The sequence below is a fragment of the Streptomyces sp. NPDC085927 genome, assembly GCF_044540975.1.
GTDB classification, from domain to species: domain Bacteria; phylum Actinomycetota; class Actinomycetes; order Streptomycetales; family Streptomycetaceae; genus Streptomyces; species Streptomyces hirsutus.
In genome coordinates, this window is the sequence record NZ_JBITSN010000008.1 from 1 (window position 1) to 19,555 (window position 19,555).

The window sequence follows — 19,555 nt, forward strand, 5'->3', positions numbered from 1 at the left end:
TCGGGGGAGCACTGCAGGGCGAAGTCCAGGGCGATCTCGAGTCCGTGGCGGGCGGCCCGGCGGACGAACCAGGTGAAGTCCTCCAGGGTGCCCAGTTGGGGGTGGACGGTGTCGTGGCCGCCCTCGGGGGAGCCGATGGCCCAGGGGACGCCGACGTCGTCGGGTGCGGGGGTGAGGGTGTTGTTCTTTCCCTTGCGGTGGGTGGTGCCGATGGGGTGGATGGGCGGGAGGTAGACGACGTCGAAGCCCATCGCGGCGATGGCGGGCAGGCGGCGGGCGGCGGTGCGCAGCGTGCCGTGCGGGGTGGTGGGGGTGCCCTCGGAGCGGGGGAAGAACTCGTACCAGGAGCCGTACAGGGCGCGTTCGCGTTCCACGAGCAGGGGCATCGGGTCGCCGGTGGTGACCAGGTCCCGCAGCGGGTGCCGGGCCAGTACCGCGTCCACCTCCGGCGTCAGCGCCCCCGCCAGCCGGGTGGCGGGGGACAGTGAGTCGTCCCGGAGCGTGCTCGCCGCGGCGAGCACGAGGGAGCGGCCGTCGCCCTTCGGCACCCCGGCCGCGGCCCGCGTGAACAGGTCGCCGCCCTCCTCCAGCACCAGACCCGTGTCCATGCCCGCCGGAATCTTGATCCGCGCGTGGCGCCGCCACGTGGTGACCGGATCGCTCCACGCCTCGACGCGGTAGGTCCACCGGCCCACGGCGTCCGGGGTGATCTCCGCGCCCCAGCGGTCGGTGCCCGGTGCCAGTTCCCGCATCGGCGTGAACGGCCCCCGCCGGCCCTCCGGATCCTTCAGGACGACATGGGCGGCCACCGCGTCGTGCCCCTCGCGGAACACGGTCGCCGTCACCTCGAACGTCTCCCCGACGACCGCCTTCGCCGGCCGTCTGCCGCATTCGACGGCCGGCCGGACATCCCGTACCGGGATGCGCCCGATGGCCCGGGTCGCCTTCATGGGTCTGTACCTCCGCCGTGCTCGACGCCGGGCCCGCGCCCGGTCGTGGGACGAAACTGAGGCGGGAAGGTCCTTCACCTTCCCGCCGGGGACCGCCGCTCGACCGCCGGCGGACCCCGCCTGGCCGCGGTGGCCGGACGGGGCCGGCCGTTCTGTTCCTGCAGGTAGGTGACGAGGCTGGTGCGCAGGTACCGTTCGGCCGCGTCGGCCGCCTCCCGCGCGCAGCGCTTGCCCATCAGCACGCAGAGGGTGTAGCCCGAGTCCTCGAACGTCGTCCGTACCGTGAGGTCGGTGGGGACGGCGAGCATCACACGTTCCCAGGCCCGGTAACGACGCAACTGCCGGGCGACTTCGGCTCTGGCGGGTAGCAGCATGGCGCCGTTCACCTTCCCGTGGCTCGTGGGGGGACGTTTCTTCCGACGGTCGGGCGGCGGCCGCGCACGCGAAGGACACGGTCCCGTGACGGCGGTCGAGGGTCTTCACACATGGTGCATGATCAGTAACCGTGCGTCCTGTTGAACCTTGGTCCGGTGTGGCGGGCCGGGGCGCCCGGGGCCGGCGCGAACTGCGTCCGTCCGGCGCAACGGTCACCCCGGCCGTGCGCTCGTGTTGCACGGATGGACCAACCCGGTCACGCTGATGGTGACTCAGAAGCGCCAACCGCTCACGTTTCGTGTTCGGGGCTCGTCCCGCAGGGGCGAGGGGAAATCGGGAGCTTCGCGGTGAGGAGCCAACGAAGATGAAGACCGCAGTGCCCTGCTACTACCACCTCGACGTGGAAGTCGGCCCGGAGCGCCTGGAACAGGTCGGCCGCATACTGGCCGCCCACCTCCGGCACTGGGACCTGGAGAACCTGGTGGAACCCGTCTGCCGCGGCACCGACATGCTGCTGCGCGCCATCGACGAGCACGCCACCGACAAGAACACGTCGATCGAGATGTGGTGGAACGGCCAGCACCTCATCACCGCCATCGGCGGCCACGACCGCGCCCTGCGTCCCGACCAGGAGCTGCGCGGCTGCCTGGAGCACATCGCCGCCAGCAGCGACGGCTGGGGCTGCTGCACCACCGCGACCGGCAGCAAGGTCGTCTGGTTCTCGCAGCGGGCCCGCGCCGACGAGCGCGTCCCGCTGGTGCCGACCGGGCCGGACCCGAGGGTGAGCGAAGGGCTGGACCTGCCCCGCGTGGTCACCGTCGCCCAGCTGGCCGGCCTGGTGCGTACCCCCGCCGGCCTTCTGGAGGCAGCCCGGTGACCCGGAGGAAAACCGGCCAAGGGGCGCCCGCGTGGAGCGGGCGCCCCTATCCGCTGGGTGCGGTCCATGACGGCGAGGGCACCAACTTCGCACTGTTCAGCGAGGTCGCCGACGGTGTCGAACTCGTCCTGGTGGACGACTCCGGCCGCCACACCACCGTCCCGCTGACCGAGGCCGACGGCTTCGTGTGGCACGGCTACCTCCCCGGCGTCGGACCCGGCCAGCGCTACGGCTACCGGGTGCACGGGCCGTGGGCCCCGGCCGCCGGGCATCGCTGCAACCCGGCGAAGCTGCTCCTCGACCCGTACGCCACGGCCGTCGACGGGCAGATCGACAACCACCCCTCGCTCTACGAACGCCGCCCCGACGGCCCGGACCCGGCGGACAGCGCCGGACACACCATGCTGGGTGTGGTGACCGACCCGGCGTTCGACTGGGGCGACGACACCCGGCCCGGCCGGCCGTACGCCGACACGGTGATCTACGAGGCCCACGTCAAGGGCATGACCCGCACCCACCCCGAGGTCCCCGCCGAACTGCGCGGCACCTACGCCGGACTGGCGCACCCGGCGGTGGTCGACCACCTGACCTCGCTGGGCGTCACCGCGGTGGAGCTGATGCCGGTGCACCAGTTCGTCCAGGACGGTGTGCTGCAGAGCCGCGGTCTGGCCAACTACTGGGGCTACAACACCATCGGCTACTTCGCCCCGCACAACGCCTACGCCGCCCACGGCACCCGCGGACAGCAGGTCTCCGAGTTCAAGACGATGGTCCGGACCCTGCACGCGGCGGGGCTCGAGGTGATCCTGGACGTCGTCTACAACCACACCGCCGAGGGCAACGAGAAGGGCCCCACCCTCTCCTTCCGCGGCATCGACAACTCCGCGTACTACCGGCTGGTGGACGGCGACTGGTCGCACTACTACGACACCACCGGCACCGGCAACAGCCTCCTGATGCGCCACCCCTACGTACTCCAGCTGATCATGGACTCGCTGCGGTACTGGGTCACCGAGATGCATGTCGACGGTTTCCGCTTCGACCTCGCGGCCACCCTGGCCCGGCAGTTCCACGAGGTGGACCGGCTCTCCGCGTTCTTCGACCTCATCCAGCAGGACCCCGTGATCAGCCGCGTCAAGCTCATCGCCGAACCGTGGGACGTCGGCGAGGGCGGTTACCAGGTGGGCAACTTCCCCCAGCTGTGGTCGGAGTGGAACGGCAAGTACCGGGACGCCGTACGGGACTTCTGGCGCACCGAGCCGCACACGCTCGGCGAGTTCGCCTCCCGCCTCACCGGCTCCTCCGACCTGTACGCGCACAGCAGGCGACGGCCCCGCGCCAGCGTCAACTTCGTCACCGCGCACGACGGCTTCACCCTGCGCGACCTCGTCTCGTACAACGACAAGCACAACACGGCCAACGGCGAGGGCAACCGGGACGGCGAGAGCCACAACCGGTCCTGGAACAGCGGCGCGGAGGGCGACGCCGACGACCCGTCCGTGCTCGAACTGCGGGCCCGCCGCCAGCGCAACTTCCTTGCCACGCTGCTTCTCTCGCAGGGCATCCCGATGCTCTCGCACGGCGACGAAGTGGGCCGCAGCCAGCGCGGCAACAACAACGCCTACTGCCAGGACAACGAGATCTCCTGGATAGACTGGAGGCTGACCGAGGAGCAGCGTTCCCTGCTGGACTTCACCCGGCGCGTCATCTCGCTGCGGATCAACCACCCCGTACTGCGGCGCCGCCGCTTCTTCCACGGCGGGCCGGCGTCCCGCACGGGCCGGGGCCTGCCCGACCTGGTGTGGCTGCTGCCGAACGCCGAGGAGATGTCCGACGTCGACTGGCGGCGCTCGGACGCGCACAGCGTCGGTGTCTTCCTCAACGGCGACGCCATCGCCGAACCGGACCCGCGCGGCCGGCGATTGGTCGACGACTCCTTCCTGCTGCTGCTCAACAGTCACTGGGAGCCGGTGGACTTCCGTCTTCCGGGCGCCGCCTACGGCGAGCGCTGGACGGCGCTGATCGACACCGCCGACCCGGACGGCGTCCCCGACGAGTCGGAGTACAAGGCGGGCACCGGGCTGACCGTGGGCTCACGCAGCCTGGTACTGCTGTCCCGGCCGTCGCACACCGCGGAGTGAGGGACCGCGGTCCTCCCGGGAGACGGGCCCGGGAGGACCGCGGCCGCCCGGCCGGGGTCAGCGGCCCCGGCGCGCGGTCACCGTGAACACGGCACCCTCGTTGTCGCGCAGCACGGCCTCGCCGTCACGCAGGGTCACCACGCTGCCGCCGTGCCGCTCGGTCGCGCGGACGCAGGCGTCCACGTCCGTCACGTTGAAGTGCACCTGCCAGTGTGGCCGGATCGTCGGATCGGGTGCCGATCCCAGCGCCCCCGACTCGATGCAGGCCAGTACCTGCCCGTCCCCGCGCAGCACCACCTCGTCACTCTCGTAGACGACCTCCGTGCGGCCCGTCCCCGTCGCGCCCCAGTCGAAGACCTCGCCGTAGAAGATGGCGGCGTCGAAGGCGTCCCGGGTGTGCAGCCTGATGAAGGAGGGCTGGGACCGCTGCCAGCTGAGCCAGTCGGTGGGCAGCTCGCCCTCCCACACCCCGAAGGTCGCACCGTCGCGGTCGGCCAGCAGCGCCGCGCGCCCCGGGGGCAGTGAGAGCGGGCCGACCGCCAGAGTGCCGCCGCGTTCCTGCACCCGCGCCGCCGCCTCGTCCGCGCTGCGCACCGCGAAGTACGGGGTCCAGGCCACGGCCATCCGCCACATGTCGGCGACCGCGGCGACGCCCGCCACCGGTGTGCCGTTCGCCAGGGCGACCCGGAACCGCTCGCCCAGCCGGACCTGGCGCCATCGCCAGCCCAGCACGGCCCCGTAGAACTCCTCGGTCGTCCCCAGATCGCGGCTGGTCAGACTCACCCAGCAGGGCGTCCCGTACACGGAGTGCGTCGAGAAGACGTCCGTCGTGCCGGAGGGGGAGGGCATCTCGTGGTTCATCACAGTCGCGTCCTGATCGCTGATCTCGTCGGCCTGGCAGTGACCCGTGGACTCCAGTGTCCGGCCTGTAGGGCTCCGGGCGCCTGCCGAGTACCCCGACGGCGGTACCCGGACCCGTGCGGCAGGGGCCGTGGACACGTCCGGTGGCACAGGACGGGACGAGTGACGACGATGGAGGAGCCGGACACCCGCTGAAGGCGCCCGAACGCGGGTGCGGGCGGCACGGAAGCGGCACACCGGACCCGGAGGTGACCATGCCCACGGACGGGGAAGCGGACCGCATCCTTCAGCTGGAGGAAGAGGTGCAGCAGCTGAAGGAGGCGGTCGTCTCGCACGCGGTGGTGGACCAGGCGATCGGCGTGGTCGTCGTCCTCGGGCGGGTCTCGCCCGATCAGGGGTGGACGGTGCTGAGGGAGGTCTCCCAGCACACCAACGTCAAGCTCCGCGACATCGCCGGGACGATCGTGGCCTCGGGACGCACCGGGGTGCTGCCGCCGAGGATCCGGACGGAGCTGAGGAAGGCCCTGGACCGGCTCGGTGCCCCGGCCGGCCCGGACACCACCGGTCCCGGTCCGGCCGCCCCGGCCCGTCCCGTCGGCCCGCCCTGCGTCCGGAGCGCGGTGGCCGGGCCGTGACGGGGCCGGGGCGGGCCGGTTCAGCCGGCCTCCGCCCGCAGCTCCTCGCGCACCTGTGCGAAGCAATTGCTGAGCAGGCGGGACACATGCATCTGCGAGATGCCGAGCAGCTCGGCAATGCTGCTCTGTGTCATGCCCCGGAAGAACCGCAGATAGAGGATGAGCCGCTCGCGCTCCGGAAGTGCCTCGAGGCAGGGCCGGACCGCCACCCGGTCGACGACCGCGTCGTACGCGGGATCCGGGCCACCGAGCGAGTCCCCGAGCGCGTAGCCGTCCGTGCCCGGCATCTCCGCCTCCAGCGACAGCGCGGAGAAGCACTCCAGGGCCTCCGTGCCGGTGCGCACCTCGTCCTCGGTCAGCTGCGCGTACGCGGCGATCTCGGCGGTCGTCGGAGCCCGGCCGGGAGTGGTCTGCGCCAGCTCCTTGGCGGCGTGCCGCACCCGGTTGCGCAGATCCTGGACCCGGCGGGGCACGTGCAGGGTCCACATGTGATCACGGAAGTGGCGTTTGATCTCCCCGGTGACGGTCGGTACGGCATACGCCTCGAAGGCGGTGCCGCGCGCCGGATCGTAGTGGTCGACGGCCTTGACCAGACCCAGGGCCGCCACCTGGTACAGGTCCTCCAGCGCCTCGCCACGCCCGCGGAAGCGCACGGCGATCCGCTCGGCCATGGGCAGCCAGGAACGGACGAGCCCGTCCCGCAGCGCCTTGCGCTCGGGGCCTTCCGGCAGCCGGGCGAGGCGGAGGAAGTCCTGGGCGGTGTCCGGGGCGTCGTGGTGAGGATGCGGCTTCGTGGTGCTGCCGGCGATACGCATGACGCGCACCTCCCTGAGCAGGTGCCGGGTGGACGGGCACCGTGGGAGCGCGGACTCGGACCACACGGAGGAGACCCGGGGGCGGCGAGCCGGTTCCCACGGTTGTGCCTCCGGTCCGAAGCACTGCACCACTCATTCCCCGTACCGCTGCGGTGAAACGGTTTCCCGAATTCGGTGCGGGTCATGCGCCGGGAATTGCGGAAATCACACGCTGCGGAATCAGGGGAATTCAGTGCGTGAAATTCCGGAGACCGGCGGGGCCCGTGGTGCCGGTCGCGGCACCCCGAGGACCGGCGGCGCGGAGCGCGCCCGGCCCGGCCCGGTGATCGCCCGCCCGGGACGCGGCGATCACCGGGGGCGACGTGATGTACGGCACGCCGCCGCGCGGGCCGGGCGGCGGGGCCGGCGGATCGTGCCAGCGCAGCGCTTGATCGGTGGCCGTCGGGGACGAAGCGCCCGACCACGGCGCATTCCGCTCATTTGACAGTGCGCCGAGCCCACAGATAGGAAACAGCGACAGAAGTCGAGAGGTGCACCGTGTACGAGCCGAACGTGGTCGGGGACTGGCAGGAGTACGACGAACATGCCGGTCTGCGGGTCCGCGTCCACCGTCTGGAATCGGGCGATCCGCCCCGGGGACGGGACGACGCCGCCCAAGGGCTGACGTACTTCAGAGTCCGCGTGACCGTCGAGAACCGCGGCGAGCGGAACGTCGGAATTCACCTCGAGGACGGTCAGGTCGACGTACGGATCGGCCCCGACGGGGAGAGCGCGTTCCTCGACTGGCGCAACTCGCAGTTCATCGAGGGATTCGACGTCTATCCGCTGCGCCGCGCCACCGCCGTGCTCTACGCGGCCGGTCCCGAGGCGTCCCTGAGCCATGTCGACGTCCAGGTGCAGTTGCGGGTCGACGAGGAGTGGACCGGCCGTCGCCTGTGGTCGGGCGGCATCGACGTGCACGAGGGGCCCGCCGTGACCCCGTCGGGCGGTGTCCGCGAAGGCCTCGCGCATCAGATCGGCGTGTTCCTCCAGGAGCAGGCCGAGGAGGGCACCGCCTGAACCGGCGTCAGTGCGGGATCCCGTCGATGATCTCGCGGGCACCCTGACGCAGCAGGGCGACCGCGACCGAGGTGCCGAGCGTCGCCGGATCCAGTCGGCCGGCCCACTCGTGGGCGTTCAGCCGCACCTTGCCGTCCGGGGTGAAGACGCAGGCCCGCAGGGACAGTTCGCCGCTCCGGTCGACCCGCGCGTATCCGGCGATCGGGCTGTTGCAGTGTCCCTGCAGCACATGCAGGAACATCCGCTCGGCGGTGGCCTCCCGATGCGTGTCCGGATGGCCGAGGGCGCTGACCGCGTCGATGAGATCCGTGTCGTCCTCACGGCACTGGAGCGCGAGGATGCCCGCGCCGATGGGCGGCATCATCGCCTCGGGGGAGAGGACCTCGCTGATCACGTCGCGGCGGCCGATGCGCTCCAGACCGGAGACCGCGAGCAGCAGCGCGTCGGCCTCGCCCGCCGCGAGCTTCGCCAGCCGCCGGTTGGCGTTGCCGCGGAACGGTACGCACTCGAAGTGGGGGTGGGAGGCGGCCAGCTGCGCGACACGGCGCACCGAGGAGGTGCCGATCCGGCTCCCGGCCGGCAACTCGTCCAGGGTGAGTCCGTCCAGGTGCACGAGGGCGTCACGGACGTCGTCCCGCTTCAGGAACGCGGCGAACACGGTACCCGCGGGGAGCGGGCGGTCGGCGGGCACGTCCTTGACGCAGTGCACCGCGAGATCCGCCTCGCCGGTCAGCAGCGCGGCGTCGACCTCCTTGGTGAACGCGCCCTTGCCCTCCACCTGCGCCAGGTCGCCCAGCCACTTGTCGCCGGTGGTGCGCACGGGGACGACCGCGGTGCGCACACCGGGCAGGAGGTCGGCCAAGTCGGCCCGGACACGCTCCACTTGGGCGAGCGCCATGGGCGAGTCGCGGGAGACGATACGGATCAGTTCGGGGACGGACATGGCGACACGATAGACCCTTCGGCTCGAGCTCCCGTGCAGAGCGGGCCGGTTCGGAAGTCCGGACGGCGGATTCGTCCGGACTCCCGGTGACGGACGGCCGGATGTTCGGACCCGGAGGGGCTACCGGGTCAGGCGTTCGGGTCGAACGGGATGCCCGACGGTTTCGCCGCGGCGAGATGGGAGGCGAAACTCCCGTCCTTGAGACCGAAGTTCGCACTGCCGAAGTTGTGCTGCACGAGCCTGTCGCGCAGTCCGGCCGGATATCCGTTCCAGCCGACCAGTGCCGGGTACTGCCAGGTGCCCTTGTGGTTCTCCGGCGGTTCGTCGCCGGCGCTCGCGAGCCGGAAGCAGTGCGTGCTGATGCCGTCCTTGTGGTACACGATCTTCGGGTGCGTCCCGTCGAAGCGGACCGCCGACCTCGCGTGGATCGAGAACGAGCCGTGGTTGGAGGTCGAGACGTACTGGGCCGTGTCGTTCTGCACCCACACCACGACGTGCTCCCAGTCGTGGCGGTGGCCGCCGAGGCTGACGCCCGGAAGCGCCTGGTCCTTCTCGAAGTACAGGGCGTAGACGATGGCGCACCAGCCGTTGTTGCACTTCGAACGGGAGTAGCCGTTGGTGCTGTCCAGGTCCGGGGCGTCACGGCAGTTGCCGTTGAGGGCGCCCGTCGGGTTGAGCCCGGGGTTGACCGCGCCGTCCGGGCCGATCGCGGGGGTGGGGTAGCACCCGTCGGTGTCGTAGTCGTAGGCGGGCTGGTACGTCCGGTCGAGAGCGTCGGCGTTGGCCGGCAGGGCCGGCGGCGGTGCGGCGAAGGCGGTGGCGGGGAAGGCGATGACGAAGGCGAAGGCGCCGGCGAGACCGGTCAGCCATCTCCTGCGGTGCGTTCGGAAGGTACTCGACGACACTGCGTCCTCCTCGGATCCGGGCGCAGCCCAACGGCTGTGGGGGGCAAGGACGTTCAGCATCGCGGTTGGACGCGTCCATGCCAAGGGCGGCGGGCGTACCAAGGGTGAAGCGCTGCCCAACACTCGTGGAGCCGCTGCCGGACCACTCCCCGTCGTCCGGAATGCCGGTGGCCGCCCCCTGTGAGAGGTCCGGCCGGAGCGGAGCCGGGACGGCCGGCGCGGCATGCCGTGCCGGGTACGGGCGTTGTGGTGCACTTCGCCGGCAGGCGGCGGCACCCGGTGCGTGTGCCCGCGCGACCGGCGGCGGGGGCACGGCGGGGGCGCGGCGGGGTGCCGGCGCCCGTGCGCCCCGTCGCGCCGCGGCCCGCGGTTTCGCCCGGACGGCGCCCGCGGGCGGGCGGAGCGGTACGTTCCGTACCCTCGCGGTTTGATTGAGTTACGCAATGAGATGGTAAAGTGGGCGCATGCGCGCATCCTCGGTCCCCGACCTCCCCGCCTCACCGGAAGTGACCGAGATCGAGCGTGCGCTCATGCGCATCACCTATCTGGGCTCCCGCGCCCGTCAGCACGAACGGCTGATGGCCATGGCGGGCGTCCCCCTGGACCGTGCGGCCGTCGCGCTGCTGCGGCAGGCGGCCGACACCGAACCGCTGCGGCCGGGTGAGCTGGCCGCCCGCCTGGGCGTCGAGGCGTCGCACGTCACCCGCACCGTGCAGCAACTGCAGAAGTCCGGCCACGTCACCCGGGTCCCGGACCCCGACGACCGCCGCGCCCACCGCGTCGAACTCACCGAGACGGGCCGGGAGGCCATCACCCGCATCCGTGAGGTCGGGGCGCGGGCCATACAGACGGCTCTCTCCGACTGGTCCCCGGCGGAACTGCGGCAGCTCGCCACGCTCTTCCACCGCATGGTCGACGACTTCCTCGCCCACGCCGCCGAAGGGGAAGCGGAACCGCGCAGCGCCACCCCGGCCGGAGCCGCCTGACACACTCCCGACCCGGTGACCCCCCGCACTTACCGTCCGGTAATGTCGCGGGGCAGGCCCCCGGAGGAGGAACCGTGTCACGGTCCGATCGCTCACCCCTGCTGCTCGCCGGCCTGCTGGCCGCCGCGGGCACCGCCCACTTCACCGCCCCGCGCCAGTTCGACCACATCGTGCCGCGCTCCCTGCCGGGCTCGCCCCGGGCCTGGACCTACGCCAGCGGCGCCGCCGAGCTCGCGCTGGCCGCCGGAGTGGCGCTGCCGCAGACCCGCAGGGTCGCCGCACTGGCCACGGCCGCCCTCTTCGTCGGGGTCTTCCCCGCCAACGTGAAGATGGCTGTGGACTGGCGCCACCGCCCCGCGCCGCAGCGGGCGGCAGCCTGGGGGCGGCTGCCCCTGCAACTGCCACTGGTGCTGTGGGCGCGGGGCGTTGCCAAGGACGCGGAGCGTGCGTCGTGAGCGGGGGCCCGGAGAAGGGCGACACGGTCGAGGACTTCGCGCTCCCGGACGAGACGGGCACCGTCCGCAGGCTGTCGGAGCTGCTCGCCGAGGGGCCCGTGGTGCTGTTCTTCTATCCGGCCGCGCTGACCGCCGGCTGCACCGCGCAGGCCTGCCACTTCCGTGACCTGGCCGCCGAGTACGCCGCGGTCGGCGCACGGCCGGTGGGCATCAGCGGTGACGCCGTCGAACGGCAGGCGGAGTTCGCCGGACGGCACTCCCTGGGCATGCCCCTGCTGTCCGACGCCGACGGCGCCGTCCGTGAGCGGTTCGGGGTGAAGCGGGGCATCTCCCTGGCGCCGACCAAGCGCGTCACCTTCGTCATCGGGCAGGACCGCACCGTTCTCGAGGTCGTGCGCAGCGAACTGCGGATGAACGCGCACGCCGACCGCGCGCTCGCCGCACTCCGCGCCCACCGGGCCTGACCCGCGCCTGACGGACGCACGGCCCACAGCGGCACACGTGGTCCGGCCGTGGGCCGTGCGCCCGGCAGGGGGCGGTGGTCAGAACTCCTCGTGCACCTCCGGGTCCCCGCCGATCCGCCGGTGGGCCCGGTCCGTGAGGGTGTGCATCTGGGCGTCGTCCAGCGTGAAGCCGAAGACGTCGAGGTTGGCGCGCTGCCGCTCGGGGTCGGCCGACTTGGGCACGGGCAGCGCCCCGAGCTGGATGTGCCAGCGCAGCACAGCCTGGGCCGGGGTGACCCCGTGGGCCTCGGCGACGGCGGCCACGGCAAGGTCGCCCAGGAGCTGCGAACCCCGGCCCAGCGGGCTCCAGCTCTCGACGAGCACGCCCTTGTCCGCGTGGTGGGAGCGCAGCTCCTCCTGGGGGAAGAACGGGTGCAGCTCGACCTGGTTGACCGAGGGCAGCACCCCGGTCTCCTTCTCCAGCCGCTCGATGTGGGCGGGCGTGAAGTTGGAGACGCCGATCGACCGTACGAGACCCTCCTCGCGCAGCTTGATCATGGCCTTCCAGGAGTCGACGTACTTGCCGACCCGGGGGAGCGGCCAGTGGATCAGATACAGGTCGACGTACTCCAGGCCGAGACGCGCGCGGGACTCCTCGAAGGAGGCGAGGGTCTCCTCGTAGCCGTGGTGGCGGCCGGGGAGCTTCGTCGTCACGACGACCTCCTCGCGCGGGACGCCGGCACGGGCCACGGCACGGCCCACCCCGGTCTCGTTGCGGTAGTTCGTCGCCGTGTCGACGAGGCGGTATCCCGCCTCCAGGGCCGCGGCCACGGACTGCTCGGCCTGCGCGTCGTCCATCGGCCAGGTACCGAGACCGAGGGCGGGGATTGTCGTGCCGTCGTTGAGCGTGTGGTTCGGGATGCTGATCACGAGGGGACCTTCCCGTTGACAGTGTCGTCTCTCTCCAGCCTCACCGACCGGGCGGCCAATGATCAACCTGACGGGCGGGCCGGACGGACGACACGGACGCATCCGAACCGGCACCGGCCGGGGACGGACCGATGGAGGAGCACGCATGACCACGGGCGGGAGCGGCATGGACGGCACGAGGAGCACCGGGCAGCACACGGGCGGGGAGCGGCACGCGGGCACGGGTACGGGCACGGGCGTCGAGGTACGTCCGGTCGCCGGACACATCGGCGCCGAGATCACCGGTGTCGACCTCGCCGACGAGCCGGACGACGCCGTGATCGCCGCCGTCCGGGCGGCGGTGCTGCGCTGGAAGGTGGTGTTCTTCCGCGGGCAGCGACTGGACCACGCCGGGCATGTGGCTTTGGCCCGGCGGTTCGGCGAGCCGGTCGTCCTGCCCCGGCGGGGCAGGGCGTCGCCGCCCGGCTTCCCGGAGATCGAGACGACCGCCGACCGGCTGGAGCTCGGCGGACGGTTCGGCATGGAGCACGACGAATGGCTGCGGCGGCGCCGCCACACCCTGTTGCGCGGCTGGCACTGCGACCACGGCGCCCGGATCGACCCGCCCGCCGCGACGATCCTGCGCGCCCAGACCGTCCCGCCCTACGGGGGTGACACCACCTGGTCGAATCTGGCCGCCGCCTACGCCGGACTGTCCGCCCCGGTACGGGAGTTCGCCGACCGGCTGCGCGCCGAGCACCGGCTGGGGGTCGGCTACCTGCCCCGGTCCGGCGACGACGCCTACGTGCGGCACCTGCTGGACCACCAGACCGCCTCCGAGCACCCCCTGGTGCGGGTCCATCCGGAGACGGGGGAGCGGGTGCTGTTCGTCAACGGCTACTACGTCGAGCAGATCACCGGGCTGTCCCGGCCGGAGAGCCGGGCGGTCCTGGAGATGCTGCTGGAGCAGGCGACCCGGCCCGAGTACACGGTGCGTTTCCGGTGGGAGCCGGGGAGCGTGGCGTTCTGGGACAACCGTGCCACCATCCACCTCGCCCCGGGCGACACCGCCCACCTCGACCACCCACGGATCATGCACCGGGTGATGCTCGCGGGGGAGGTACCGGTCGGCACCGACGGCCGCCCCTCGGAACCGATCACCGGGACCGCCCCCGGACGCTGGTGACCGACCGCCCGACCGCCCGCCCGACCGACCGCCTGCCCGGTCCCGCTCGGCGGCCTCGCGCCGGGGGAGCGGTCACGTCAGGGGGATGGTCACCTCGTCCTCGACCGGCGGAGCGGCCTCCTGCGCGAGGTTGCCGGTGGCTGCGTGGCAGCGCAGCCGGATCGCGTCCGGGCCCACGTCCAGCCGCAGGAAGCACTTGAAGAACGGCGGCGTGTAGGTGGCCGAACCGGGTGAGAACAACTGCGTGTGGACCTTGCGCACGGGCAGCCTGAACCGTTTGCCCCGGTCGGGCCGGCGGCCGGTCCCGAGCAGTCCGGCGACCAGCCGCACCCGCCGGGTGACCCGGGCCGGCGTGCTCGGCGCACGGGTGGGGCCGATGCCGAGGCGTTCGGCGATCACGGCCGACGCCTCGGCATCGGTGAGGGCGAAGAAGCGGCGCAGCCGCGTCCGGCGCGCGTAGAGCGCGCTGTAGAAGGCGAGGGAGTCGCCGCGCAGCGGATAGCAGCGGAAGTCCTGCTCGGTGACGCCGGCGACGTCGACCCGGGGGATGGTGTGGGTGGCGTGCGTGAAGGCGCCGCCACCGCCCGCCACCACGTACTGGAGGGTACGGCCGTCGCCCAGCCGGACCGGGTAGCGCTGGTAGTTGTGGATGTCACCGCCGATCGCCGCCACATAGTGGTGGTCCGGGTCACGGACGATGTCGTCGACGGTTCCCCCGCCTTCGACGGGACAGGGATGGTGCGCGCCGTCCACGTACAGCGGCGAGCCGGTCACGAGGATCTTCGGGCGCGGCCCCCGGGACACCTCCCGCAGCCAGGCGCCCTGCTCGGCGTCGACGGTTCCCAGCAGGCCGGTGTCGATGCCTATGATCCGTACCGGCCCCGCGTCGATCGCCCAGTACGGGCCCGGCTGCACCGCCTGCTGTTCCGGGCCGGACCGCAGCTTCCGGGCCTCGGCGAGGTGGCGGCCGTCGTCCGGGCGCGGCCGGTGCCACAGCAGGGAACGCAGCCACGCCCGGGTGAGGGGACGCGGGGCCGGCCCGGGCGGCAGGGGAGGGGCGTCGTCGCAGAAGACGCGCATGAACCCGCCGAGGTCCTCGTACCAGTCGTGGTTGCCGGGTATCGCGTAGATGGGCGCCCTGTAGTCCTGGTACGGGCGGAAGAACTTGTCGCCGTAGTCGTCGGCGCTGCCCACCGGGTAGATCACGTCGCTGGCCAGCACGGTGAAGGCGGTGTCCCGGCCCTCCTTCAACAGCCCCGGTACGACGGCGTACTGGGGCTCGCCGCCCTCGCCGGTGTCGCCGATGACGAGGAAGGAGAACCGGTCCGGGCCGTCGTGCCGGATCACCTTGTCGGCGGGCGCGCCGGCCGCCGCCCGCCGGGCCACCCACCGGCTGCGGGTGCGGCCCGTCGGGTCCCCGAGCCAGGAGGCCAGAACGCCGTTGCGGGCGGCCCACAGCATGCGGGGGTCGAACCAGGAGATCTTCTCGGGCCCGGGCGGCAGCAGCCGCCGGTACTCGCCCCGTCGCCCGGTGCCCCAGCCGGCGCCCTCGGCCGTGTCGCGTGAAGAGTCTGACATCGGAGCACCGTAACAACGCTGCCGCGGACGGCCGGAGATCGGGTACGGGCAGCGGCATGCCCGAACGGGGTTCTTCCGGTGAGGTGTTGCCCCCTTTGCTCTCCTAGAGCCCCTCGACGGGGCTCTAGGAGAGCGAGGTTCGGCAGGTTCGTCAGAAGGTCCGGTTCAACAGGTCCAGCAGCGCGGCCCAGTGGCGCTCGTCCGCCTCCTTGTCGTAGGCCGCGGTGTCCGCCTGCGTGTAGCCGTGGCGGGCCCCGGTGTACACCTCGCAGCGGTGCCGGACCCCGGCCGCGGTCAGCGCCTGCTCCAGCCGCTCGATCTGCTCCTCGGGCATCGACGGATCCTGGTCGGCGTGACCGAAGTACAGCTCTGCGGTGATCCTGTCGGCCAGCAGATGCGGGCTGTCCGGCGCGTCCGGCGCCAGCTGGGCCCCGTGGAATCCCGCGGCGGCCGCCACCCGGTCCGGGTAGGTGCCCGCCGTGTGGAGGGAGAGCACCGCGCCCATGCAGTAGCCGGTCACCGCCACCGGGCCGCCGGCCACCGCGGGATGACCGGCCAGCCACCGCAGATAGGCGCCGGCATCGCGCATGGCGAGTTCCGGTGTCAGCTCCTGCAGGATCGGCCCGATGCGCCGGAAGATCTCCGGCCGCGCCACCGGGTCGATGAACTCGGGCAGTTCGACCACCGGACTGCGCCCGTGGCGGTAGAACACGTTCGGCACCAGGACCGTGTACCCGGCCTCCGCCAGCCGGTCGGCCATCGCCCGCAGCCGCGGCCGCAGTCCGAAGGCGTCCATGTAGAACAGGACCGCCGGCCGGGGACCCCCGTCGGCGGGACACGTCAGATACGCGTCGGCGGTGCCGTCCTCGGTGGTGATGTCAACGGTGCTTCCCTGTACGGCGGTCATGGCCGACGGGCGCCTCTCTGCGGGATGTCGGACGGGGCCGTGCCCGCGGCGAGCGGGACGGATCATGCCCCATCGTGACATGTCCCGGGCCCGGCACTTCGGCCCTGTCCGGTTCAACACGGTGCAAGGGGCGCCCCTTTGGGACAACCTGCGCGCGCCCCGGTGCGTTCGTCACCGCCCCCGCGGACTCCGGCGGTCCGTATCGGGGCAGTTCACCGCGTCGCCGCTACTCGAACCGTGAGACGTCCCCCGCGCCCCGCCGTACGATTTCGGCCTCACCGCCCGAGAAGTCGATCACCGTGGTCGGCTCGGTGCCGCAGTCCCCGGAGTCGAGCACCGCGTCCACCACATGATCGAGCCGGTCCTTGATCTCCCAGCCCTGGGTCATCGGCTCGTCCTCGCCGGGCAGCAGCAGGGTGCTGGACAGCAGGGGCTCGCCCAGCTCCGCGAGCAGCGCCTGGGTGACGACGTGCTCGGGGATGCGCACGCCGACGGTCTTCTTCTTCGGATGCTGGAGCATGCGCGGCACCTCCTTCGTCGCGGGCAGGATGAACGTGTAGCTGCCCGGCGTGGAGGCCTTGACCGCACGGAACACGTCGTTGTCGATCCGTACGAACTGGCCGAGCTGAGCGAAGTCCCGGCACACCAGAGTGAAGTGGTGCCGGTCGTCCAGCTTGCGGATGGTGCGGATCCGGTCGATGCCCTCCCGGCTGCCGAGCCGGCAGCCGAGCGCGTAACAGGAGTCCGTGGGGTACGCGATCAGGGCGTCGTCGCGGATGCTCGCGGCGACCTGGGAGATGGTGCGCGGCTGGGGATTGTCGGGGTGCACGTCGAAGTACTTCGCCATTCACCGAGCTTATGCCGACCGCACGGCAGGACCACGCACCCCCGGCCGGGGCCGCCCGTGCCCAGGTCCCGTACCCGCCCGTGCTCCGGCCGCGGGCCGTCCATGTGCCGGTGGCGTGTCACTGGTGTGCCGACGTCGTGCAGGGCTCCCCCTTCACCCCCTCCGCCCGGCATGAGCGGACCGCATTCGTGGGGTAACGTCCGGTGCCGGGCCGAAGAGGCCCGGCATACGAGGGGAAGACCGAGGTGGCAGCCCGTAAGGACGGAACCCCGCAGCCGGCGGCGGCCGGTGAACAGCCCGGGTGGGCGCAGGAACTGCTGGAACACCTGCGGCCGGCAGGCCGCGACGTCCGCAGGGTCGTCGACTGGCTCGCCCGCACCGTGCACGGATCGGTGGCACTCCGGGACGACACCGGCACGCTCGTCGCCGGAACCGGGCTGGCGCTGGACGAGAACCTCGTCGCCGATGTCACTTCCGGCCGGATCGCCTCCGCGGCCTGGGAGGACGGGGAGCGGCACCTGCGCCTGGTGCAGGTCGGGCATCCCTCCCGGACCTGGGCGATGGCAGTCTCCCGGGACATCCCCTTCGACCGGCACAGCGCCGACGTCATCACGCACACCGCCCAGGTGATCGAACTGCTGCTGACCGCCGGTGAGACCACCGCGGCCGGGCAGCGGCTGCGTCGGGCCAGCGCCGACCTGCGGCTGGCGATCCTCCAGCTGCTCATGGTCGAGGACACCGTCGCGGCCCGCCGGGTGGCCGCGGGGCTCTGGCCGGGCCTGCTCGAGGCCGACACCGCGTGCGTCTACGTCGTCGAGTCCGAGCCCGCCCGCCGTGACCGCCTCGCCGAGGAGGCCCTGGACAGCACGGAGGAGGAGGCGCTGGTCGTGCGGTGCCCGGCGATGGACGGGCACGTGATCGTCGTCAGCCCCCGCGAGGCGACCGCCGGCGACCTGAAGTCCCTGGTCGAGCGGCATCCGGACACCTTCCTCGGCGGCAGCGTCCGGCAGAGCCTCGCCCGGACCGCCACCGCGTACGGGCAGGCCGTCAGCGCCCTCGCCGTGGCGCGCTTCCGTCCGGACAAGACGGCGGTGTACGCGGAACGCACCCATCCCGAGCGGCTGATGAACCCGGCGGCGCTGCGTGGCTGGACCGCCCGGCTGCTGCGCCCCCTGGACACCGTGCCGCACCACACCCGTGCCGAACTCCTCGCCACCACCCGTCTCGGCCTGGAGTTCACCGCCGTCAACACGGCCAAGATCCTCGGCGTGAGCCGCAACACGGTGCGTGCCCGCATGGAACGCGTCGAGAACATGCTGGGCGCCGACTTCGACGACCTCACCGCCCGTGCCGTCGTGCATTTGGCGCTGCACACGCAGTTCAACCTCCAGGACGGCCAGGCGGGCAGTGCCTTCGAGGTGCCCGTCCCCGGACTCGCCCACCTGGTGTCCGGGCCCGCCGTGCGCGCCTGGGCGGGGGAACTGCTGGAACGCCTGGACCGGGACGCCCGCCCCCTGCGCCGCACGCTGCGCACCTGGCTCGCGGCCGGCGGCAACGCCGAGCGGGCCGCTCAGCTCCTGGGCGTCCACGCGCAGACCGTGCGTGAGCACGTACGCAGCGCCGAGCCGGTCCTGGAGCGCCAGCTGCTGGCCGCCGGCACCGACCTGTACGAGGTCGTGCTCGCCCATCTGGCCCTGGGGGACCTGGAGACACCGGTGTTCACGGGCCCGCTGTCCACGTCCCCACCAGGCTGAACGACGGCCCGCCGGCCCCGTTCCGCCGCATCACGCGGAGTGAAACGGGTCGTAACGGACTCAGTTGTGCACGGCTGAGTCCCGCGGCCGTCGCAGCGGGCACCGGTGCGATACACAGGTGCGTCGCCGTTCACATAGGTTCGTCGTGCCGCGGGAGCACGACCGGAACGGGGGACCGGTCGCGCTCCCGCGCGCCGCGTACGCCTACGGTGTCCGCGGAGCGGCTCCGCCGTCCGCGGCGAAGCGGGTCCGCGACGACGCCACCGCGATGACGGCGTCCAGGAGCGTACGGGAGCGTCGCAGGTCCTCGATCATGCGATCGACACGGTCCCGCTCCACCGTCAGTTCGCTCACCAGGAGAGCGTCCGCCGTCTAGGACGGCCCTCCGTCGCCGTCCCGCATGCAGGGCAGCAGCTTGGCGATCTTCGAGCTGCACAGCCCCGCCGTGTACGGCTCCCGGACCCGCCGCGCCCGATCCGCCGCCGACCTTGTCGCTCCCGACAGGCCCTTCCTCACCGACCCCGGCCTCGTCGACCGCCTGCACGCCGGTGCTCCCGTCGACGCCGTCCGCAGGAAGGACGCGACGTCCACCGCCGGTCCACCGGACACACCGACCGTCCCGCCCGCCATCCCGGTTGCCCCCGGCCGCACGCCGGACGCAGGGGGCCGCCGCCGCTCCGAGTCGCCGGTCTCCGTGATGCACGGCAGCATGGCCCTCGTACGCAAGCCCCCGGCGGGACGTGCGCGAGGTGCGCGGGCCCGGCCGTCGGGCGGCGGACGTTCAGTGAGCGGGCCATCGACGCGTGAGTGACCACGTGGTTCCTGGGAAACCGGGGACACCGGGAAAGGGACACGGGGCTGCCGGGACACCGGAGCTCCCGCGCAGTCGAAGGCGGCCGGTCCGCGGCCGCTCGCCACCGTGCTCCGGC

21 protein-coding genes are annotated in these 19,555 nt (G+C 72.4%); 10 read left to right on the top strand and 11 right to left on the bottom strand.

From position 1 onward, the window contains the following. A partial coding sequence (locus tag ACIF80_RS21515) for a maltotransferase domain-containing protein (RefSeq protein WP_399806901.1) occupies positions 1 to 950 on the bottom strand: 950 nt, incomplete at its 3' end. Between the two features lie 74 nt (positions 951 to 1,024). Beyond that, on the bottom strand, positions 1,025 to 1,324 hold the full coding sequence (locus ACIF80_RS21520) for a DUF5133 domain-containing protein (RefSeq protein ID WP_399806903.1): 300 nt from the start codon (positions 1,322 to 1,324) through the stop codon (positions 1,025 to 1,027). Positions 1,325 to 1,689: 365 nt separating this feature from the next. Between ACIF80_RS21520 and ACIF80_RS21525 the strand changes: the two genes are divergently transcribed. Both ACIF80_RS21525 and glgX read left to right on the top strand, forming a co-directional pair. After that, entirely contained in the window at positions 1,690 to 2,202 is a 513-nt protein-coding gene (locus ACIF80_RS21525; protein ID WP_399806906.1) for a pep a2, read from the top strand. Beyond that, complete coding sequence (gene glgX, locus ACIF80_RS21530) at positions 2,199 to 4,343, top strand: glycogen debranching protein GlgX (RefSeq protein ID WP_399806909.1); 2,145 nt, start codon at positions 2,199 to 2,201, stop codon at positions 4,341 to 4,343. The genes ACIF80_RS21525 and glgX overlap by 4 nt, the downstream gene beginning before the upstream one ends. 57 nt (positions 4,344 to 4,400) lie before the next feature. Here glgX and ACIF80_RS21535 read toward each other — a convergent pair whose 3' ends face one another. Further along, positions 4,401 to 5,204, bottom strand: coding sequence for a VOC family protein (locus ACIF80_RS21535; RefSeq protein WP_399806910.1), 804 nt, complete (start codon positions 5,202 to 5,204; stop codon positions 4,401 to 4,403). Positions 5,205 to 5,452: 248 nt separating this feature from the next. Here ACIF80_RS21535 and ACIF80_RS21540 point away from each other — a divergent pair, with 248 nt between their 5' ends. Continuing rightward, positions 5,453 to 5,839 (top strand): ANTAR domain-containing protein, encoded by a 387-nt coding sequence (locus ACIF80_RS21540; RefSeq protein WP_399806913.1) that lies wholly within the window; start codon positions 5,453 to 5,455, stop codon positions 5,837 to 5,839. 20 nt (positions 5,840 to 5,859) lie between these two features. Here ACIF80_RS21540 and ACIF80_RS21545 read toward each other — a convergent pair whose 3' ends face one another. Then, positions 5,860 to 6,654, bottom strand: a complete 795-nt coding sequence (locus ACIF80_RS21545; protein WP_399806915.1) for a SigB/SigF/SigG family RNA polymerase sigma factor — start codon at positions 6,652 to 6,654, stop codon at positions 5,860 to 5,862. 537 nt (positions 6,655 to 7,191) lie between these two features. Here ACIF80_RS21545 and ACIF80_RS21550 point away from each other — a divergent pair. Next, complete coding sequence (locus ACIF80_RS21550; RefSeq protein WP_399806918.1) at positions 7,192 to 7,713, top strand: hypothetical protein; 522 nt, start codon at positions 7,192 to 7,194, stop codon at positions 7,711 to 7,713. A 7-nt stretch (positions 7,714 to 7,720) separates the two neighbouring features. Here the strand turns inward: ACIF80_RS21550 and hemC are convergent, their stop codons facing one another. Both hemC and ACIF80_RS21560 read right to left on the bottom strand, forming a co-directional pair. Continuing rightward, entirely contained in the window at positions 7,721 to 8,656 is a 936-nt protein-coding gene (gene hemC, locus ACIF80_RS21555) for a hydroxymethylbilane synthase (RefSeq protein WP_399806920.1), read from the bottom strand. A 128-nt stretch (positions 8,657 to 8,784) separates the two neighbouring features. Further along, the gene (locus ACIF80_RS21560) at positions 8,785 to 9,561 is read right to left on the bottom strand and encodes an NPP1 family protein (protein WP_399806922.1); all 777 of its coding nucleotides are present in this window, start codon (positions 9,559 to 9,561) and stop codon (positions 8,785 to 8,787) included. Positions 9,562 to 10,025: 464 nt separating this feature from the next. Here ACIF80_RS21560 and ACIF80_RS21565 point away from each other — a divergent pair, with 464 nt between their 5' ends. From ACIF80_RS21565 to ACIF80_RS21575, 3 genes are all read left to right on the top strand, one after another. Then, entirely contained in the window at positions 10,026 to 10,547 is a 522-nt protein-coding gene (locus tag ACIF80_RS21565) for a MarR family winged helix-turn-helix transcriptional regulator (protein WP_399806925.1), read from the top strand. A gap of 74 nt (positions 10,548 to 10,621) precedes the next feature. Next, positions 10,622 to 11,002, top strand: a complete 381-nt coding sequence (locus ACIF80_RS21570; RefSeq protein WP_399806927.1) for a MauE/DoxX family redox-associated membrane protein — start codon at positions 10,622 to 10,624, stop codon at positions 11,000 to 11,002. Continuing rightward, positions 10,999 to 11,466 (top strand): peroxiredoxin, encoded by a 468-nt coding sequence (locus ACIF80_RS21575; RefSeq protein ID WP_399806930.1) that lies wholly within the window; start codon positions 10,999 to 11,001, stop codon positions 11,464 to 11,466. Before ACIF80_RS21570 ends, ACIF80_RS21575 begins: the two co-directional genes overlap by 4 nt. 78 nt (positions 11,467 to 11,544) lie before the next feature. Here ACIF80_RS21575 and ACIF80_RS21580 read toward each other — a convergent pair whose 3' ends face one another. Then, a complete protein-coding gene (locus ACIF80_RS21580) occupies positions 11,545 to 12,375 on the bottom strand; it encodes an aldo/keto reductase (RefSeq protein WP_399806933.1) in 831 nt (276 codons plus the stop codon). A 166-nt stretch (positions 12,376 to 12,541) separates the two neighbouring features. Between ACIF80_RS21580 and ACIF80_RS21585 the strand changes: the two genes are divergently transcribed. Next, on the top strand, positions 12,542 to 13,540 hold the full coding sequence (locus ACIF80_RS21585) for a TauD/TfdA dioxygenase family protein (protein WP_399807530.1): 999 nt from the start codon (positions 12,542 to 12,544) through the stop codon (positions 13,538 to 13,540). A gap of 72 nt (positions 13,541 to 13,612) precedes the next feature. Here the strand turns inward: ACIF80_RS21585 and ACIF80_RS21590 are convergent, their stop codons facing one another. From ACIF80_RS21590 to ACIF80_RS21600, 3 genes are all read right to left on the bottom strand, one after another. After that, the gene (locus ACIF80_RS21590; protein WP_399806935.1) at positions 13,613 to 15,118 is read right to left on the bottom strand and encodes a metallophosphoesterase family protein; all 1,506 of its coding nucleotides are present in this window, start codon (positions 15,116 to 15,118) and stop codon (positions 13,613 to 13,615) included. 151 nt (positions 15,119 to 15,269) lie between these two features. After that, a complete protein-coding gene (locus ACIF80_RS21595) occupies positions 15,270 to 16,025 on the bottom strand; it encodes a dienelactone hydrolase family protein (RefSeq protein WP_399806938.1) in 756 nt (251 codons plus the stop codon). Between the two features lie 226 nt (positions 16,026 to 16,251). Next, entirely contained in the window at positions 16,252 to 16,872 is a 621-nt protein-coding gene (locus ACIF80_RS21600; protein WP_399806941.1) for an L-threonylcarbamoyladenylate synthase, read from the bottom strand. A gap of 245 nt (positions 16,873 to 17,117) precedes the next feature. On the opposite strand from ACIF80_RS21600, the gene ACIF80_RS21605 reads away from it, so the two are divergent. Next, positions 17,118 to 18,626, top strand: a complete 1,509-nt coding sequence (locus ACIF80_RS21605) for a helix-turn-helix domain-containing protein (protein WP_399806944.1) — start codon at positions 17,118 to 17,120, stop codon at positions 18,624 to 18,626. A gap of 204 nt (positions 18,627 to 18,830) precedes the next feature. Here the strand turns inward: ACIF80_RS21605 and ACIF80_RS21610 are convergent, their stop codons facing one another. Further along, complete coding sequence (locus tag ACIF80_RS21610) at positions 18,831 to 18,980, bottom strand: hypothetical protein (protein ID WP_399806946.1); 150 nt, start codon at positions 18,978 to 18,980, stop codon at positions 18,831 to 18,833. Between the two features lie 46 nt (positions 18,981 to 19,026). Between ACIF80_RS21610 and ACIF80_RS21615 the strand changes: the two genes are divergently transcribed. After that, positions 19,027 to 19,437 carry a hypothetical protein gene (locus tag ACIF80_RS21615; RefSeq protein ID WP_399806948.1) on the top strand — a complete coding sequence of 137 codons (411 nt, stop codon included), beginning with the start codon at positions 19,027 to 19,029 and terminating at the stop codon, positions 19,435 to 19,437. The last annotated feature ends 118 nt before the right edge of the window (positions 19,438 to 19,555 follow it).